A 16744-nucleotide genomic window follows, 5' to 3' on the forward strand; every position below is an offset into this window, starting at 1 on the left:
CTCGAACCCGATGCCCTCGCGGTCGAGCTGGCTCTTGAGCCGGTGGCAGTATCCGCACCACGGGGTGCTGTACATGGTGAAGGTCATGGTCTGACTGTCCTACCTCGCGTCTAGGGTTTCACCACACCCAACCACGACGTCCCAGGAGTTGTTCCGCACCGTGCCGACCCCCGCAGACCTGCTTGCCGGACTCGACGACGAGCAACGCCGCGTCGCCGAGGCACTGCGTGGACCGGTACGCGTCCTGGCCGGCGCCGGCACCGGCAAGACGCGCGCGATCACGCACCGCATCGCGCACGGCGTCGCGGCCGGTGTGTACGCCCCCACCGAGGTGCTGGCCGTCACCTTCACCACCCGTGCGGCCGGCGAGATGCGGCACCGATTGCGCGACCTGGGGGCCGGGGGAGTGCAGGCGCGCACCTTCCACTCCGCCGCCCTGCGTCAGCTGCGCTACTTCTGGCCCCGCGCGTACGGTCGCGAGCTGCCCGAGCTGATCGAGTCCAAGTTCTCCCTGCTCGCCCTGGCCGCCCGGCGCCAGCGGATCCAGGCCGACCAGGCACTGCTGCGTGATCTGGCCGGTGAGGTCGAGTGGGCCAAGGTCTCCAACGTCCAGCCTGCCGACTACCCGCGCGTGGCCGCGGCCCGCGACCGGTCGGTGGCCAGCCTCGCCCCCGAGGAGGTCGCGCGCGTCCTGGACGGCTACGAGGAGGTCAAGCGTCAGCAGGGGCGCATGGACATGGAGGACGTCCTCCTGTTCACCGCCGGCATGCTGGCCGACAACGAGGCCGTGGCCGCCCAGGTGCGCCGCCAGTACAAGTGGTTCGTCGTCGACGAGTTCCAGGACGTCTCGCCGCTGCAGTCCGCCCTGCTGGACCTGTGGCTCGGCGGGCGCGACGAGATCTGCGTGGTCGGCGACCCAGCCCAGACGATCTACTCCTTCGCAGGCGCCGACGCCACCTACCTGCGCCGCTTCACCGACAAGTTCCCCGGCGCCACCTCCGTCGAACTGGTGCGCAACTACCGCTGCACGCCGCAGGTCGTGCAGGTCGCCAACGACCTCCTCGCCGGCACCCCGAGCAAGGGCGTCGACCTCGTCGCCCAACGCCCCTCCGGGGAGCCGGTGCGGTGGAGCCGCGAGCACGACGAGGAGTCCGAGGCCGAGGACGTCGCCGAGCGGATCAAGCTGCTGCTCGCCGACGGCACCCCCGCCTCCCAGGTCGCGGTCCTGTTCCGCGTCAACGCCCAGTCGGAGCGCTTCGAGGAGGCCCTCTCCTCGCGCTCCATCCCGTACGTCGTCCGCGGCGCGGCCCGGTTCTTCGACCGCCCCGAGGTGCGCCAGGCCGTCACCCTGCTGCGCGGCAGCGCCCGCGTCGGCGTCACCGACGGCAGCCTCACCGAGCAGGTCGGCGCCGTCCTGGCCGGGATGGGCTGGACCGCCGAGATGCCCACCGCCCGGGGCGAGGTGCGCAACCGGTGGGAGTCGCTGCAGGCGCTGGTCGACCAGGCGGCCGAGTTCGCCGAGAACGGTGCCGGCGACCTGGTCTCCTTCGTCGCCGACCTGGAGCGGCGGGCCGCCGAGCAGCACGCGCCCGTCGCCGAGGGGGTCACCCTGGCCACCCTGCACGCGGCCAAGGGCCTGGAGTGGGACGCCGTCTTCCTGGCCGGCATGCACGACCAGATGATGCCGATCAGCCACGCCAAGGACGCCGCGGCGATCGAGGAGGAGCGCCGACTCCTCTACGTCGGCGTCACCCGCGCCCGGGACCGGTTGCACGTGTCGTGGGCCGCCTCGCGCTCCTCGGGCGGCTCGGGGCGTCGCCAGCCGTCGCGCTTCTTCGTACGTCAGGCCGAGCAGGCCGGGGCGTCCGCCCCGCGCACGTCGTCGCGCACCGAGCGGCGCAACCGCAAGGCCCTGCACTGCAAGGTCTGCGGCGGCTCGCTGAGCACCGCGGCCGAGAAGAAGACGGGCCGCTGCTCCTCCTGTCCCGCGGCGTACGACGAGACGGTCTTCGAGGCTCTCAAGACGTGGCGCCTGGAGCGTTCCCGCGAGGACAGCGTGCCCGCGTTCGTGGTGTTCACCGACGCCACCCTCGAGCTGATCGCCGAGGTTCTTCCGGGCGATCTCACCGCCCTGCGCAAGATCAGCGGCGTGGGCTCCTCCAAGCTGGAGAAGTACGGCCAGGACGTGCTCGATCTGGTCGCCGCCGAGAAAAGTTCAGAAACTACCCGTTAAATGGTTTGCGTCGCGTGCAGCACCCGGTTTAGCGTTCTGCGAGTACACGCCGCGCGCACACGACCGTTGGCACCGGTCCGCGCCTGATCCCATCTGAGGAGGTGGAACCCATGGAGAACTACACGATGAACCCGACGGCCATCACGCCGATCAGCGGCATCACCATGCCCGGTTCCGCCTGCGCCAATTTTGAGCGCGCCCAGGTGATCACCGGGGACCAGTGGGCCCTGACGGCAGCGGTGGCTGCCGGAGCAGCCCCGGTCGATGCCCACGCAGTCGTGCTCATCGACCGCGCCAAGCGCGCACCCGAGGGTGTACCCGACCTGAGACTCCTCGCGAGCTGACACAGCTCGCAGCAGCAGCCTCCAGGCCGCGGAACCCCTCACCGGGATCCGCGGCCTTTCTCATTGGCCGGTGTCCCACCCCATGTCTTCACGACAACCAGCACACCAGCGATCAGGTCAGTGAGAAGGAGGTGACACACATGACCATCAGCGTTCTCGACCGCGAGCGCGTGGTGGAGGGCCCCCGGCCCGGCGACATGCCGTACCTGGGGATGCTCCACGACGCCGCGAGCCAGGTGGACGAGGCGATGCTGCCGTGCCGGGCCAACAACCCGGAGCTGTGGTTCGCCGAGCTGCCGAACGACGTGGAGTTCGCCAAGACCCTGTGCCAGGCATGTCCGGTGCAGGAGATGTGCCTCGACGGCGCCAAGGCACGGCGTGAGCCGTGGGGCGTCTGGGGCGGCGAGCTCTTCCTCCAGGGCGTGGTGATCCCGCGCAAGCGGCCCAGAGGCCATCCCCGCAAGAGCGAGACGGCCGCCTGACCCGCCACCCCCTCCACCAGCAAGGACCACTGACATGAACTTCCACCAGAACGGACTCACCGACATGAATCTCATGCACGAAGAACTGGCGCGCGCACAAATGGCCGCGCGCCTGGGAGAGGCGCAGGAACTCCGGTTGGGCCAGCAGATGGCCGTCGCCCGCCGGATGAGCCGCAAGGCTGAGAAGGCCGCCAGGTCTGCTCGGCTGGCTCTGGCCCGTGCCCTCTGACCACGGACCTCACCCTGATCGCGGGTGATGTGCAAGGAAGCCGGTACGACCCACGGGGGTCGTACCGGCTTCCGGCGTTCCCGGGGCGTCCGTCCGGGCGTACTGTCGGAGCCATGCGGACGTGTGCGTTCTGTGGCCGGCAGGCCGAGGAGGCCGAGACCCTGACCTGGTCGCAGGCCACCGAGGGCCGTCGTACGGTCTGGCACTGCGACACCTGTGCGCGCGAGCACCTGCGTTCCATCGAGGCCAAGCTCGACAGCGAGTGGTGGTGACCCTCAGGTCAGGGTGCCGTCGAACCAGCCGCAGCCGCACCACGGGTGCCGTCGCCAGCGCCGCAGCACCGGCAGGCCCTCGGCGGTGACCTCCCACGTCGCCGACCACGTCGACGGCGACGCGCCCCGGTGCCAGGCGTGCAGGTCGCGAGCCGCCAGACCCATCCCCAGCGTCAGCAGCGCCCACGTCGTCGGCGGGACCGACGGACCGAGGCCGGCAGGCGGCGAGGAGAAGGCGTGCGCGAGCGCCGCCGAGGCGTCCTCGCTCTCCTCGGCGTACGACACCGCGACGCACCGGGCGCACGCCGTCACGCCGGGGCTCACGAACGGCCCCACCACGACGCGCTCAGGCAGGACACGCAGCACGAGGTGGGGCTCGGAGTCGACCATCAGCGCGTTGAGGCTGTCAGGCAGGTGGCGCCCCGCGACCGCCACCAGGGTGACGCCGGCGGCGGTGCTGTGCCGCAGCCCTGCAGCCTGGGTCAGCGCGCTGAGTCGCTCACGCACGCCCAGGGGCGCGTCGAGGCGTACGGCCTGGGAGACGGTGTCCACGGCGCCACTGTGGCACTCAGCCAGGGCCCCGGACCGGTTCTCCACAGGTCAGAAATGGCGACAGCGGCGTCATCACGAGGATGACGCCGCCGTCGATCACAGCCAGTGGGCGAGGTTCACGCCTTGCCGAGGATGCGGTTGAGGTTGGTGCCACACGTCGGGCAGACGGCCTTGGCCATCTTGGTGCCCTTGTCGTTCACCCGGATCTCACCGGTCGCCTCGCGCTTCTCCTTGCACTTGACGCAGTAGAACTCGCCGCTCCAGGTCTCCGCCATGACGGCCTCCTTGCCTTAGATTTTCTCGGTCGTCGCGACGGGGGATTCGAGGGGAAGCCCGTCGGGGAGCGGGCGTTGGGGCCCGGCTCCGTCAGCAACAGTACGACACCATCGCGCCACACTCACGCACCACACGCGTTGAGCGTGGCCTGAGCGTGAATCACGCTGGGCGCGAAGACGCCGCGGCGGGGCCCGTCGAGGCCCCTGGGACGCCCCTGCGGGGGCCGGCGAACCACCCCCGCGGACCGCCGTGGGTACCCTCCGGTGACATGGCTGAACTCACCCACCTGCGCCTCGACCGACCCGCGGACGGCGTCGCCCGCCTCACCCTGGACAACCCCGACCAGCGCAACGCGATGAGCCCCGAGATGACGGAGTCGTGGGTGCGTGCCGTGGAGTCGCTGGCCACCGACCGCAGCGTCCGGGTCGTGGTGGTCACCGGGGCCGGGACGGCGTTCACCTCCGGCGGCAACCTGTCGTGGCTGGCCAGCGAGCCCGACGCCAGCGTCGACCAGCTGCGCGACCGGATGCTGCCGTTCTACCGGGCGTGGCTGACCGTGCGGCGCCTCGAGGTGCCCACGATCGCGGCCATCAACGGCCCCGCCATCGGCGCGGGGCTGTGCCTCGCCCTCGCCTGCGACCTGCGGTTCTCCGCGCGCGGGGCCCGGATGGGGGTGCCGTTCACCTCGCTGGGTCTGCACCCCGGCATGGCCGGCACGTTCTCCCTGCCCGACGTGGTGGGCCCCGCGGCCGCCCGCGACCTGATGCTGACCGGGCGGCTCGTCGCGGACGAGGAGGCCGTGGGGCTCGGGCTCGTCTCCCGCGTCATCGAGCCCGAGGCCTTCGAGGCCGACGTGCTGCAGGCGGCGACGGCGATCGCGGCGAACGCCCCCGTGGCGACCCGCCTCACCACGCTCGCGCTCCGTGCGCCCGGCCACGCGGACGTCGAGAACGCGTTGCAGTGGGAGGCCCTGGCGCAGCCGGTGACGATGGCGACCGCCGACCTGCAGGAGGGCATCGCGGCAGCCACGGAGAAGCGTCGTCCCCGCTTCACCGGGGCGTGACGCGCTGAAGGGCCCCGCGACGGTCGGCGTCAGCCTTCCCCTTGCCGGCGCCGGGCCGCAGGGCCCTTCAGCGGGCCAAACCTAGGAGACAGGGCCCGAGCCGGTCAACGCGGGGTCAGTCCACGGCTGTGGACAAACCTGTGGACAACCTGTGTACGGAGCGGGGCTGGCGGTGGAGAACCGGCCAGAATCTCGGGATCAAGAGGTCCGTGGACGGACCGAAATGCGCGTTGACCAGCGGCGATGGACGCCGGTGCCTGTGGATGAACGCTGCCGCTCCCCGGCCCCGGTCGGTGCCGCTGCGCCGTACGGTGGGTCGATGCTCCTGCGCGCAGTGTTCGTGGCCCCGGTGGCTGTCCTCGCGCTGCTGCTCGCCGCCTGCACCGGCCAGGCCCCGGCCCCACGACCGGACACCACCGCGAGGTCCACGCCCTCCCCGCAGGGGTCGGGGACGAGCGAGCCTGACCCCGGGCCCGCGCCGCCCCGTACCGAGGTGCTGGTCCTCGGCGACGTGATGCTGGGGCGCCGCGTCCACGACGGCCAGCACCCCGTACGGCCGCTGCGTCACCTGGCGCCGTTGATCGGTGAGGCCGACCTGGCGGTGGCCAACCTCGAGTGCACGCTGTCGGACGCCGGGCCGCCGCAGCAGGGCGGCGACTCGTTCGTCTGCCCCGGCGGCACCCTGCGCGGGCTGGAGCGCCTCGGGTTCGACGCACTGTCGCTGGCCAACAACCACACCGGCGACTTCGGGACGCGCGCGCTGGTGGAGACGGTCCGCGCCTTCGACGGGTCGAGCATCCAGGCGTTCGGTGCGGGGGAGCACCGCAGGGAGGCCGGGCGGGCGTCGGTGCTCACCCACGAGGGCGTGCGCTTCGGGTTCCTCGCCTTCAACGCGATCGGGGAGACCCACGCCGCGACGCGCACCACCCCCGGCGCCCTCTCGGTCCGGATGCCACCGCGGACCGGACCGCTGGACCGCGACGACCTGCGCCACGTCACCGGCCTGGTGCGCGAGCTGGCCGAGCGCGTCGACGTGGTGGTCGTCCTGCCGCACTGGGGCACCCAGTACACGCACACCCCCGAACCGGTGCAGTCCGACGTCGCCCGCGCCCTGGCCCGCGCCGGGGCCGACCTGGTGGTGGGAGGTCACCCGCACTGGGTGCAGGGGTTCGAGCAGGTGGGTGACACGGTGGTGGTGCACTCGCTGGGCAACGCGGTCTTCGACATGGACTTCATGAGCCAGACGATGGAGGGCGTCGCCCTCACCGCGCTGTTCGACGGTGCCGAGCTGACGGGCCTGCGCGCGGTCCCGTACCGGATGGACGAGACCTTCGCCCCGGTCCCGCTCGAGGGCGCCGACGGACGCGACGTCCTGACCGACCTGTGCGCGAGCTCGATCCCGCCGCGCCGCGTCAGGAGCCGCCCAGCCACGCCAGGACCACTCGGCCCGTGCGGTGCAGTTGTGCGGGGTTGAGCACGGACGGCACGTCACCCGGCGAGTGGTACCCGGCGTACGGGGTCGAGCCGAGGCGTACGGCGGGCAACCCGGCGGTCGCGAACGACTCGTGGTCGCTGGCGGTGTCGACGCACTCCTCGACGGGCACCCGGGCACGTCCGGCCGCCGCGAGGAGCGCCGCCCGCAGCCGTACGTCCGACCCGGTGGCCGAGCAGACGGGGACCACCTCGCCCACCCCGACCCGGTCCAGCGACACCATCCCGCGCAGGGCGCTTCGGCCCGCCGGCCCCATCGAGGCCACGTGGTGGCGCGACCCGTAGTGGTGGTCGGCGTCGGTGCTGCCGCGCGGCTCCTCGGCCCCGAACGCGACCAGGACCACCGGCAGCCGGGCGCGCCGCCCCTGCAGCGCCTCGGCGACCGCGAGCAGCACCCCGACGCCCGAACCGTTGTCCTCGGCACCGGGCGCCTGCGGCACCGTGTCGAGGTGCGCGCCCACCAGCAGGTACGGCTCGGTCGGGTCGAACCCCGGCGGGGTCGCCACCACGTTCACGGCGCGCCCGGCGCGCACCGGGACGCCCCACGAGTTCCCGCCGGGCACACCGAACCGCTCCTCGGTGACCTCGAGCCCGTACGCCTCGAACCGGCCGCGCACCCAGCGGGCCGCACGCCGGAACGCCGGCGAGGTGGTGTGCCGCGGACCCATCGCGCCGGCCAGGTGGGTGGCCGCGGCCACGGCGGTGGCGCGTCGCAGGTCGGCGGGCGCGACGAGCGGCAGCGGTGTGGTCGGGGCGGGCGCCGTCGAGGGCGCCGTCGCGGCCGGGGGCACCTGGCCGGAGGGCCTCGCCGGGGGAGGGGTGGCCGGCGGTCCGCCGGAGCAGGCGGTCAGGGCGAGCAGCAGGGCGGCCGCGACGGCGGCTCGTACCCCTGGACGCCGGACTCCCATGACGAGAACCTACCCGCGCCCGTCGTCGCGCTCAGCCCTCCAGTCCGGTCACCCGCAGCGTGAGGTTGAGCCGTCCCCGGTCGAGCCCGCAGCCGTCGGGCGCCGTGCCCGGGTGGATCCGCGTGACCCCGTGGTACGCCAGCCGGGAGGCGCCGCCGAAGACGAAGAGGTCCCCCGAGGCCAGCCGCAGGTCCGTCCACGGGCGGTTGCGGTGCTCGGTGTTGCCGAACCGGAACGTGCACGCGTCGCCCACCGACAGCGACACCACCGGTGCCCGGGAGGACTCGTCGCGGTCCTGGTGCATCCCCATGCGTGCGGTGTCGTCGTAGAAGTTCGCCAGCGCCGTGTCCGGCGTGTAGTCCTGCGCCGCTCCCGCATCCCCGTACGCGGCCAGCAGGGCGCTGCGTCCCATCCGCACCATCCAGTCGGGCACGGCCAGCACACGCTCGCCGTTCACGTCCACCGCGTCGCGGCTGTACGCGTACGGACGCCAGTGCCAGCCCAGGCAGACGGTCCGCACGCTCATCGGGTGGCCGCGCACGACCGGCGAGTGCGGGGGCACCGGCCCGGCCGCCCAGCCGTGGAACGAGTCGACGAGCCAGCGTTGCTGCTCGTCGTCGAGCCAGCCCGGGACGTGGACCGCGCCGGGGGCGACCTCGTACGGCTCGCGCGGCAGGGCCTCCTCGCCGAACAGCGTCATGGCCCCACCCGGCCTCAGCCCGCGGACCGGGCCGCGGCGACGAAGGCGCGGACCAGGCCGTGGTCCTTCACACCGGGCGCGGACTCGACCCCGCTGGAGACGTCCACGCCCCACGGGCGGGCCTGCGCCACCGCGTCGGCCACGTTGTCGGGCGACAGGCCGCCCGCCAGCAGCCAGTGGCCCTCGGGCCGTCGCCCGGCGAGGGCGGAGAGGTCCCAGCGCTCCCCGGAGCCGGGGCGCGGGGCGTCGAGCAGGAGCGCCTCCTCGCCGTACGCGCCCACCGTCAGCGGGTCGCCGCTCGACAGGGCGGTGGCCCGCCAGAGCCGGCCGGCCAGCCTGCGCGCGGTGCCGTACTCCTCGGCGGAGTAGCTGCCGTGCAGCTGCACGACCTGCGCGCCGATGGCGGCCGCGGTGCGGGCGGCCTGCTCGGCTGGCATGTCCTTGACCACGAGCACCGTGTCGGCGGCGCGGCCGACGGTGGCGACGACGGCGCGGGCGGTCTCCTCGTCCACGTGGCGGGGGCTGCGCGGGTGCATCACCACCCCGATCGCGTCGGCTCCGGCCGCCAGGGCCACCTCGACCGTCGCGGCGTCCTGCACCCCGCACACCTTCACGTACACGGGCCCACGGTAGACGATCCGGCTGTGGCGCCACGGTGCGGCGCCCGTGCCGGGCGTCCGTCGTCCGGCACAATGCGGACGCCTCACCGCCCGGTCTATATCGTCTGCGTGGTTCTCGTCCTCGGCGGAACCACGGGTCGACCTGTCATCCAACCGTCCTCCTCAGGAGTCGTCGTGGGCAAACTCGCCACGTTCTCGCTGCACAACCGTGCGCTCATCGCCCTGATCACCGTCTTCGTCGCCGTCTTCGGGGCCATCTCCGCGGGCGCACTCAAGATGGAGCTGATCCCCAACCTGCAGATGCCCGTGGTCGGTGTCATCGCGCCGTACCCGGGCGCCTCGCCCGAAGCGGTGGAGCAGCAGGTCGTCAAACCGCTCGAGAGCGCCCTGGCCGGCGTCGACGGACTGGAGCAGATCACCTCGACCTCGGCGCCCTCCTCGGGCACCGTCATGGTGCAGGTCGAGTACGGCACCGACCTGGACCGCGCCAAGCTGCAGGTCGAGTCCGCGCTGTCCGACGTGCAGACGCTGCCCGACGACGTCGACCCGATCGTCTTCGCCGGCGACTTCGACCAGTTCCCGATCGTCCAGCTGGCGGTGACCTCCGACCAGGAGCCCGCCGAGCTGGCCTCCTCCTTGGAGCGCTTCGCCGTCCCCGAGTTCGAGGACATCGACGGCGTCCGCCAGGTCGCGATCTCCGGTGGCCCGGTGGACCGCGTCGAGGTGTCGATCAAGCCGAAGGCCGCGGCCAAGGGCGTCAACGCCGGCACGCTCACCACCGCCCTCGACGAGAACGGGCGCATGATGCCGATGGGCACCGTGGACTCGGGCGACAAGACCCTCTCGGTTCAGGTCGGCACCACGCCCACCAGCCTCGACGAGCTCAAGCAGGTCGCCGTACGCCTCCCTGACAGCTCCGTGACCACCCTGGGTGCGGTCGCCACCGTCGCCCTCGCCCCCGAGGAGGCGACCTCCTACTCGCGCACCGACGGCGAGGACAGCATCGCCCTGGCGATCACCAAGACGCCTGACGGCAACACCGTCGACATCTCCAACCAGGTCGGCGAGGTCATCGGTGAGCTCGAGGAGAAGCTCGGCGACGGCACCACCTTCACGGTGGTCTTCGACCAGGCGCCGTTCATCGAGAAGTCGATCGAGGACCTGCTCACCGAGGGTGGCCTGGGCCTGCTCTTCGCGGTCGGCGTGATCCTGGTCTTCCTGTTCTCGCTGCGCTCGACCCTGGTCACCGCGATCTCGATCCCGCTGTCGCTGCTGGTCACCCTGATCGGCCTGCGCGTGGGCGGCTACTCGCTCAACATCCTCACCCTGGGCGCGCTCACGGTGGCCATCGGCCGTGTCGTCGACGACTCGATCGTCGTCATCGAGAACATCAAGCGGCATCTGTCGTACGGCGAGGAGAAGCGCCCGGCGATCATCACCGCCGTCCGCGAGGTCGGTGGGGCGATCACGTCCTCGACGATCGCCACCGCGGCGGTCTTCGTGCCGATCGGTCTGGTCTCCGGCCAGGTCGGCGAGCTCTTCCGCCCGTTCGCGTTCACGGTGGCGCTGGCGCTGCTGGCCTCCCTGCTGGTGGCGCTCACCATCGTCCCGGTCCTGGCCTACTGGTTCATGCCCGAGACCCACGGTCCGGTCGACGTCGAGCAGGTCAAGGCGGAGGCGGAGGCGCACGAGGACAGGTCGTTCCTCCGTCGCCTGTACGACCCCGCGCTCACCTTCTCCATCCGGCGTCCGTGGACGACGGTCGCGGTCGCGATGGTGATCCTGCTCGGCACGGTGGCCCTCTACCCGCTGATCAAGACCAACTTCCTGGGCGACAGCGGCCAGAACACCGTGACCGTCAGCCAGGAGCTGGAGCCGGGCGCGAGTCTGGCCGCCCAGGACGAGGCGGCCCGCGAGGTCGAGGAGGTCCTGGTCGGGCTCGAGGGCGTCACCTCGGTGCAGACCACGGTCGGTTCCTCGGGCGTCGAGGCCCTGTTCACCGGCGGTGGCACCTCGTTCTCGCTGATGCTGGACGAGGACGTCGAGCCGGCCGACTTCGCCGACGACCTGACCCTCAAGCTGGCCGAGGCGCCCGGTGACGTCACGGTCTCGGCGACCGACTCCGGCTTCGGCTCCGCGCTGGCGGTGTCGGTGACCGGCACCGACAACGAGTCCATGGAGGCCGCCGCCGACCTGGTGCTGGAGGAGATGCAGCAGATCGACGGCATCGGCCAGGTCACCTCGGACGCCGCCGCCGCCCAGCCGATCATCTCGATCGGCACCCACGAGGGTGGTCGGACCTTCGGCTGGACCGACGCCCAGCTGGCGGGAGTGGTGGGCGCAGCCCTCAACGACGCGCCCCTGGGCGAGATCACGATCGACGGCAAGAGCGTCGACGTCGTCGCCGCCAACCCGAAGCCGGCCCGGACCCTGGAGGAGCTGGAGAAGGTCGACATCGGCTTCGGTGTCACCCTCCCGCAGGCCGCCACCGTCGAGGAGGAGCTCGTCGCGACCGGCATCAGTCGCATCGACGGGCAGCGGACCATCACCATCTCCGCCGAGCCCGCTGCGGAGGACCTGGGCAGCCTCACCGCCGAGGTCTCCACGATGCTCGACGGCCTCGACCTGCCCGAGGGCACCGAGGCCACCCTCGGCGGCGTCGCCGAGGACCAGGCCGAGGCGTTCGCCCAGCTGGGCCTGGCGCTGCTGGTCGCGGTCGCCATCGTGTACGTCGTCATGGTCGCCACGTTCCGCTCCCTGGTGCAGCCGCTGATCCTCATGGTCTCCGTGCCGTTCGCCGCGACGGGCGTGCTGGCGCTGCTGGCCGTCACCGGGATCCCGCTCGGGGTGCCGTCCCTGATCGGTGCGCTGATGCTGGTCGGCATCGTGGTCACCAACGCGATCGTCCTCATCGACCTGGTCAACCAGGCCCGCGAGCGCGGTGAGGGGATCGTGGAGGCGCTCGAGCACGGCGGGCACAAGCGTGTACGCCCGATCGTCATGACCGCGCTGGCCACGATCCTCGCCCTCACCCCGATGGGTCTGGGCCTCACCGGCGGCAGCGCGTTCATCTCGCAGCCGCTGGCGATCGTGGTCATCGGTGGCCTGGTCTCCTCGACCGCGCTGACGCTGCTCCTGGTCCCGGCGCTGTACCTGCTGGTGGAGCGTCGCAAGGAGAAGCGGGCCGCCAAGAAGCAGGCCAGGCGCCAGGCGCGCCGGGCCGCTTCCGCCGAGGGCGAGGCGCTCCCCGGACCGACGCTCTGAGCCTCCCGAGGGGCTGATCAACGAACGGGGCTCGCCGGGAACACCCGGTGAGCCCCGTTCGTTGTGTCCTGTACCCCTCTACGATGGGGGCAGTTGTCCAGTCGGCCTCCAAGGAGAGACCACACCCATGCAGAGCAACAACCCTGTCTTCAACCGCAACGAGTCGTTCCACCACGGCCACGGTCAGACGCAGTACACCGACCCGTCCGCGTGGGGGACCGGCGCGCCGGGCGACCCCGTCGCCGGTTACAACATGCCGTCGTACGAGCGCATGACCATCGACTCGGTCGTGCAGAAGACGGCCATGTCGATCGGCGTGGTCATCATCGCCGCGCTCGCGACGTGGTTCGTGGTCGGCGACATCGTCACCGCCGCCGACGCCGGCACGCTGTACGGCGCGCTCATCGTCGGCTCGGGTGGCGCCTTCATCCTCTCGCTGGTCAACTCCTTCAAGAAGGTCATCAGCCCGGCGCTGGTGCTGGCCTTCGCGGCGCTCGAGGGTGTGGCCCTCGGCGCGCTGAGCAAGGCGATCGACCTGCAGGTCTCGCAGTACGTCGGTGACAACAACGTCGTGATGCAGGCCGTGCTCGGCACCTTCGCCGCGTTCGCCGGCACCCTGGCCGCGTACAAGTTCCTCAACATCCAGGTCGGCAACAAGTTCCGCACCTTCGTGACCGCCGCGATGTTCGGCATGGTCGGTCTGGGTCTGCTCGAGATGGTGCTGAGCTTCTTCGGCAACGGCATGGGGCTGTTCGCCAACGGCGCCCTGGGCGTCGTCTTCGCCCTGGCCGGCCTGGTGCTCGGTGTGTTCATGCTGATCATGGACTTCGACTTCGTCGAGCAGGGCGTGGCCAACGGCCTCGAGGTCCGCGAGTCGTGGCGTGCGGCCTTCGCGATGACCGTCTCGCTGGTCTGGATCTACACCAACCTGCTGCGTCTCCTGGCGATCTTCCAGCAGGACTGACACCCGCTCCACGCACGAGGCGCCTCCCCGCTCGGGGAGGCGCCTCGTTGCACACAGTCTCAGTCGGCGGTCTCGGAGGCCTCGGGGGACTCCGAGTCGATCTCGGGCGTACGGTCGCGGTGCCGCAGCAGCGCCCAGCGGCCGCGCTCGCCCCGCTGCGAGCCGTCCACCTCGGTGCCGCCGACCTCGGTGCCACCGACCTCGGCAGCCTGGGCGGCGGCGTTGGCCACCGGCAGGACGCCCTCGCCGCGGTACGAGCGGGGTGAGGTCTCCGCGTCGACCCCGTTGACGGCGGCCAGCACGGACGGGGTCAGGATCTCGGCCAGGCGCCAGTAGCCCTCCGAGGAGGGGTGGAAGCGGTCGGGGCCGAACATCGTCGCCGGGGACGCCTCGAACTCGGGCCCGAGGATGTCGCTGATGGAGATGGTGCGTCCGCCCGCCTCGACGACGGCGATCGACTGCGCCGCGGCCAGGGAGCGCGACCACTTGCGGGCCATCTGGCGCAGCGGCGCGGGGATCGGCTCGATGGTGCCCAGGTCGGGGCAGGTGCCGACCAGCACCTCGATGCCCGCCTCGCGCAGGCGGCGGACGGCCTCGGCCAGCGCACGCACCGCGACCGCGGGGCGCTGGGTCTTGGTGACGTCGTTGGCGCCGATCAGGATCACCGCGACCTGCGGCGAGGTCGGGACCGCGCGGTCGATCTGCTCGTCGAGGTCGATCGAGCGGGCACCCACGACGCCGAACTGGGTGAGGTGGACGCGTCGCCGCGACCGCCGGGTCAGGCTGGTGGCGAGGTGGGCCCCGACGGTCTCCTCGATCGTCTCCACGCCGTACCCGGCCACGATGGAGTCGCCCAGCAGGGCGATCTCGATGGTCGGGCCGGGGTGCCGCAGGCCGTACCAGCCGCTGGCGTCGGGCGGGGTCCGGCGGTCGGTGGGGCCGACCGTACGCATCGCGATGCCCGCCTGGATCCGGAAGAGGCCGTACACGGCTCCTCCGAGCAGCGTGATGCCGCCACCGCCGTACGCGGCGGCAGCTGCGATCCGGCGTGCTGCTCCTCCGATGCCCACGCACCCATGTTACGGAGCGGTAGGGCGGCGGGGGAGATGGGGACCGTGCAGCCGCCGACTCTGTGACCGACGCCGGTCGTGGCTAGATTGGCCACCATGCAGTACGCGAACTCGCTCCTCGACCTCGTCGGCAACACCCCGCTGGTCCGCCTGCAGCGGACCCTGGACCTCCCCGAGGCCCCCGAGGCGCCGCTGGTGCTGGCCAAGGTCGAGTACCTCAACCCGGGCGGTTCGGTGAAGGACCGCATCGCGACGCGGATGATCGAGGCCGCCGAGGCCTCCGGTGCGCTGCAGCCCGGCGGGACGATCGTGGAGCCCACCTCGGGCAACACCGGCGTCGGCCTGGCGATGGTGGCCCAGCAGAAGGGCTACACGTGCATCTTCGTGTGCCCCGACAAGGTCAGCGAGGACAAGCGCAACGTGCTCAAGGCGTACGGCGCCGAGGTCGTCGTGTGCCCCACGGCGGTCGCTCCCGAGCACCCGGACTCGTACTACAACGTCTCCGACCGCCTCGCCTCCCAGCCGGGGGCGTGGAAGCCGGACCAGTACTCCAACCCGCACAACCCGCGCAGCCACTACGAGACGACCGGGCCGGAGATCTGGGAGCAGACCGACGGCAGGATCACGCACTTCGTCGCAGGCGTGGGCACCGGCGGCACGATCAGCGGGATCGGCCGCTACCTCAAGGAGCGCGCCGCCGAGGCCGGCCGCGACGTCCAGATCGTCGGCGCCGACCCGGCCGGCTCGGTCTACTCCGGCGGCACCGGGCGCCCGTACCTCGTTGAGGGCGTGGGCGAGGACTTCTGGCCCGAGACGTACGACCGCGAGGTCGCCGACCGGATCATCGAGGTCTCCGACGCCGACTCGTTCGCCTTCACCCGTCGTCTGGCCCGCGAGGAGGCCATGCTCGTCGGTGGGTCGTCCGGCATGGCCGCGTACGCCGCCCGCCAGCTGGCCCGCGAGCTCGCCGAGGAGGGGCGGACCGACGCGGTGGTCGTGGTCCTGCTGCCCGACTCCGGTCGCGGCTACCTCACCAAGGTGTTCAACGACGAGTGGCTCGCCCGCTACGGGTTCGCCACCCCCGGTCAGGGCACCGACGAGACGGTGGGAGACGTGCTCCGCGGGAAGTCCGGCGAGCTGCCCGCCCTGGTCCACACGCACCCGACCGAGACGATCGCCGAGGCGGTCCAGATCCTGCAGGAGTACGGCGTCTCGCAGATGCCCGTCGTCCGCGCCGAGCCGCCGGTGGTGGCCGCCGAGGTCGCCGGATCGGTCGACGAGCGCAGCCTGCTGGAGGCGCTGTTCACCGGTGCCGCCTCGCTGACCGACCCGGTCGAGCAGCACATGTCGGCCTCGCTCCCCACGATCGGTTCCAACGAGCCGGCCAGTGCGGCCGTCGCGGCCCTCAAGGACGTCGACGCCCTGCTGGTGCACGAGGACGGCAAGCCGGTCGGCGTGGTGACGCGTCAGGACCTGCTGTCCCGGGCCGCCCGCCCCGAGGCCTGAGCCCCGCGTACGGCCGTGGGTGAGGTTCGACCGTGGACCTGACCCTGGAGACGTTCCTGCTGCTCGCGCTGGCGGCCCTGCTGGCGGGGTTCGTCGACGCCGTGGTCGGCGGCGGCGGGCTCGTCCAGCTGCCCGCCCTGCTGCTGGCGCTGCCGGGCGCCGCCCCCGTGCAGCTCCTGGCGACCAACAAGCTGTCGTCCTTCGCCGGCACCTCGGTGAGCGCGGTGACGTACTACCGGCGGATCCACCCAGAGCCGTCGACGTTCCTGCCGCTCATGGGGTTCGCCTTCGCCGGGTCGCTGGGCGGGGCCGGTGTCGCCACGCTGGTCCCGCGCTCGGCGTTCGACCCCGTGGTGCTGGTGGCGCTGGTCCTGGTGGGGGCGTACGTGTGGTTCCGGCCGTCGGTCGGCGAGGTGACGATGCTGCGCCACGGGGGCGGCAGGCACCGCGTCCTGGCGGCGGTGATCGGCCTCCTGGTCGGCTTCTACGACGGCGCGCTGGGGCCGGGCACCGGGTCCTTCTTCGTGATCGGCCTGGTGGGGCTGCTCGGGTACTCGTTCCTCGAGGCCTCCGCCCAGGCGCGGCTGGCCAACTGGGCCACCAACCTCGCCGCGCTGGTCGTCTTCGTGCCGATGGGCGCCGTGATGTGGGAGCTGGGCCTCATGATGGCTGTGTGCAACGTCGTCGGCGGATACCTGGGGGCGCGGGTCGCGGTGTCGCGGGGCGCCCGCTTCGTCCGTGTGTTCTTCCTGGTCGTCGTGTCGGCGTTC

At 72.1% G+C, this 16744-nt stretch carries 18 protein-coding genes; 11 read left to right on the top strand and 7 right to left on the bottom strand.

From position 1 onward, the window contains the following. Window positions 1-87: glutaredoxin family protein (locus tag ACI379_RS02805; protein WP_439790557.1), on the bottom strand; the 87-nt coding region annotated here is incomplete at its 3' end. Window positions 88-160: 73 nt separating this feature from the next. Between ACI379_RS02805 and ACI379_RS02810 the strand changes: the two genes are divergently transcribed. The 5 genes from ACI379_RS02810 (at window position 161) to ACI379_RS02830 (ending at window position 3560) form a co-directional block, all read left to right on the top strand. Beyond that, on the top strand, window positions 161-2233 hold the full coding sequence (locus tag ACI379_RS02810) for an ATP-dependent DNA helicase UvrD2 (protein ID WP_439790540.1): 2073 nt from the start codon (window positions 161-163) through the stop codon (window positions 2231-2233). A 110-nt stretch (window positions 2234-2343) separates the two neighbouring features. Further along, complete coding sequence (locus ACI379_RS02815) at window positions 2344-2577, top strand: hypothetical protein (RefSeq protein WP_439790541.1); 234 nt, start codon at window positions 2344-2346, stop codon at window positions 2575-2577. Between the two features lie 140 nt (window positions 2578-2717). Next, window positions 2718-3059, top strand: coding sequence for a WhiB family transcriptional regulator (locus ACI379_RS02820; RefSeq protein ID WP_439790542.1), 342 nt, complete (start codon window positions 2718-2720; stop codon window positions 3057-3059). Between the two features lie 34 nt (window positions 3060-3093). After that, window positions 3094-3288, top strand: a complete 195-nt coding sequence (locus tag ACI379_RS02825; RefSeq protein ID WP_439790543.1) for a hypothetical protein — start codon at window positions 3094-3096, stop codon at window positions 3286-3288. Window positions 3289-3401: 113 nt separating this feature from the next. Next, window positions 3402-3560 carry a hypothetical protein gene (locus ACI379_RS02830; RefSeq protein WP_439790544.1) on the top strand — a complete coding sequence of 53 codons (159 nt, stop codon included), beginning with the start codon at window positions 3402-3404 and terminating at the stop codon, window positions 3558-3560. A 3-nt stretch (window positions 3561-3563) separates the two neighbouring features. Here ACI379_RS02830 and ACI379_RS02835 read toward each other — a convergent pair whose 3' ends face one another. After that, complete coding sequence (locus ACI379_RS02835; protein WP_439790545.1) at window positions 3564-4112, bottom strand: hypothetical protein; 549 nt, start codon at window positions 4110-4112, stop codon at window positions 3564-3566. A 116-nt stretch (window positions 4113-4228) separates the two neighbouring features. Continuing rightward, complete coding sequence (locus ACI379_RS02840) at window positions 4229-4387, bottom strand: DUF5679 domain-containing protein (RefSeq protein ID WP_439790546.1); 159 nt, start codon at window positions 4385-4387, stop codon at window positions 4229-4231. Window positions 4388-4656: 269 nt separating this feature from the next. Between ACI379_RS02840 and ACI379_RS02845 the strand changes: the two genes are divergently transcribed. Next, on the top strand, window positions 4657-5451 hold the full coding sequence (locus ACI379_RS02845; RefSeq protein ID WP_439790547.1) for an enoyl-CoA hydratase/isomerase family protein: 795 nt from the start codon (window positions 4657-4659) through the stop codon (window positions 5449-5451). A gap of 319 nt (window positions 5452-5770) precedes the next feature. Further along, the gene (locus ACI379_RS02850) at window positions 5771-6925 is read left to right on the top strand and encodes a CapA family protein (protein ID WP_439790548.1); all 1155 of its coding nucleotides are present in this window, start codon (window positions 5771-5773) and stop codon (window positions 6923-6925) included. Here ACI379_RS02850 and ACI379_RS02855 read toward each other — a convergent pair. From ACI379_RS02855 to ACI379_RS02865, 3 genes are read right to left on the bottom strand one after another with little or no spacing between them, the layout of a single operon-like run. Further along, complete coding sequence (locus tag ACI379_RS02855) at window positions 6864-7850, bottom strand: M28 family metallopeptidase (RefSeq protein WP_439790549.1); 987 nt, start codon at window positions 7848-7850, stop codon at window positions 6864-6866. The two genes, ACI379_RS02850 and ACI379_RS02855, sit on opposite strands and share 62 nt — an antisense overlap. 31 nt (window positions 7851-7881) lie before the next feature. After that, window positions 7882-8550: an alpha-ketoglutarate-dependent dioxygenase AlkB family protein gene (locus ACI379_RS02860; RefSeq protein ID WP_439790550.1), complete on the bottom strand. Its 669-nt coding sequence runs from the start codon at window positions 8548-8550 to the stop codon at window positions 7882-7884. 14 nt (window positions 8551-8564) lie between these two features. Beyond that, the gene (locus ACI379_RS02865) at window positions 8565-9170 is read right to left on the bottom strand and encodes a phosphoribosylanthranilate isomerase (protein ID WP_439790551.1); all 606 of its coding nucleotides are present in this window, start codon (window positions 9168-9170) and stop codon (window positions 8565-8567) included. A 174-nt stretch (window positions 9171-9344) separates the two neighbouring features. Here ACI379_RS02865 and ACI379_RS02870 point away from each other — a divergent pair, with 174 nt between their 5' ends. Together ACI379_RS02870 and ACI379_RS02875 are read left to right on the top strand one after the other, a co-directional pair. Next, entirely contained in the window at window positions 9345-12434 is a 3090-nt protein-coding gene (locus tag ACI379_RS02870) for an efflux RND transporter permease subunit (protein WP_439790552.1), read from the top strand. Between the two features lie 127 nt (window positions 12435-12561). Then, window positions 12562-13398 carry a Bax inhibitor-1/YccA family protein gene (locus ACI379_RS02875; protein ID WP_439790553.1) on the top strand — a complete coding sequence of 279 codons (837 nt, stop codon included), beginning with the start codon at window positions 12562-12564 and terminating at the stop codon, window positions 13396-13398. A gap of 59 nt (window positions 13399-13457) precedes the next feature. Here ACI379_RS02875 and ACI379_RS02880 read toward each other — a convergent pair whose 3' ends face one another. Next, window positions 13458-14468, bottom strand: a complete 1011-nt coding sequence (locus ACI379_RS02880) for an SGNH/GDSL hydrolase family protein (RefSeq protein ID WP_439790554.1) — start codon at window positions 14466-14468, stop codon at window positions 13458-13460. 96 nt (window positions 14469-14564) lie between these two features. Here ACI379_RS02880 and ACI379_RS02885 point away from each other — a divergent pair, with 96 nt between their 5' ends. After that, a complete protein-coding gene (locus ACI379_RS02885) occupies window positions 14565-15974 on the top strand; it encodes a cystathionine beta-synthase (protein WP_439790555.1) in 1410 nt (469 codons plus the stop codon). Between the two features lie 32 nt (window positions 15975-16006). Beyond that, on the top strand, window positions 16007-16744 hold a 738-nt coding region (locus ACI379_RS02890; protein WP_439790556.1), incomplete at its 3' end, for a sulfite exporter TauE/SafE family protein.

The organism is Nocardioides sp., assembly GCF_051876515.1.
Lineage (GTDB): Bacteria > Actinomycetota > Actinomycetes > Propionibacteriales > Nocardioidaceae > Nocardioides.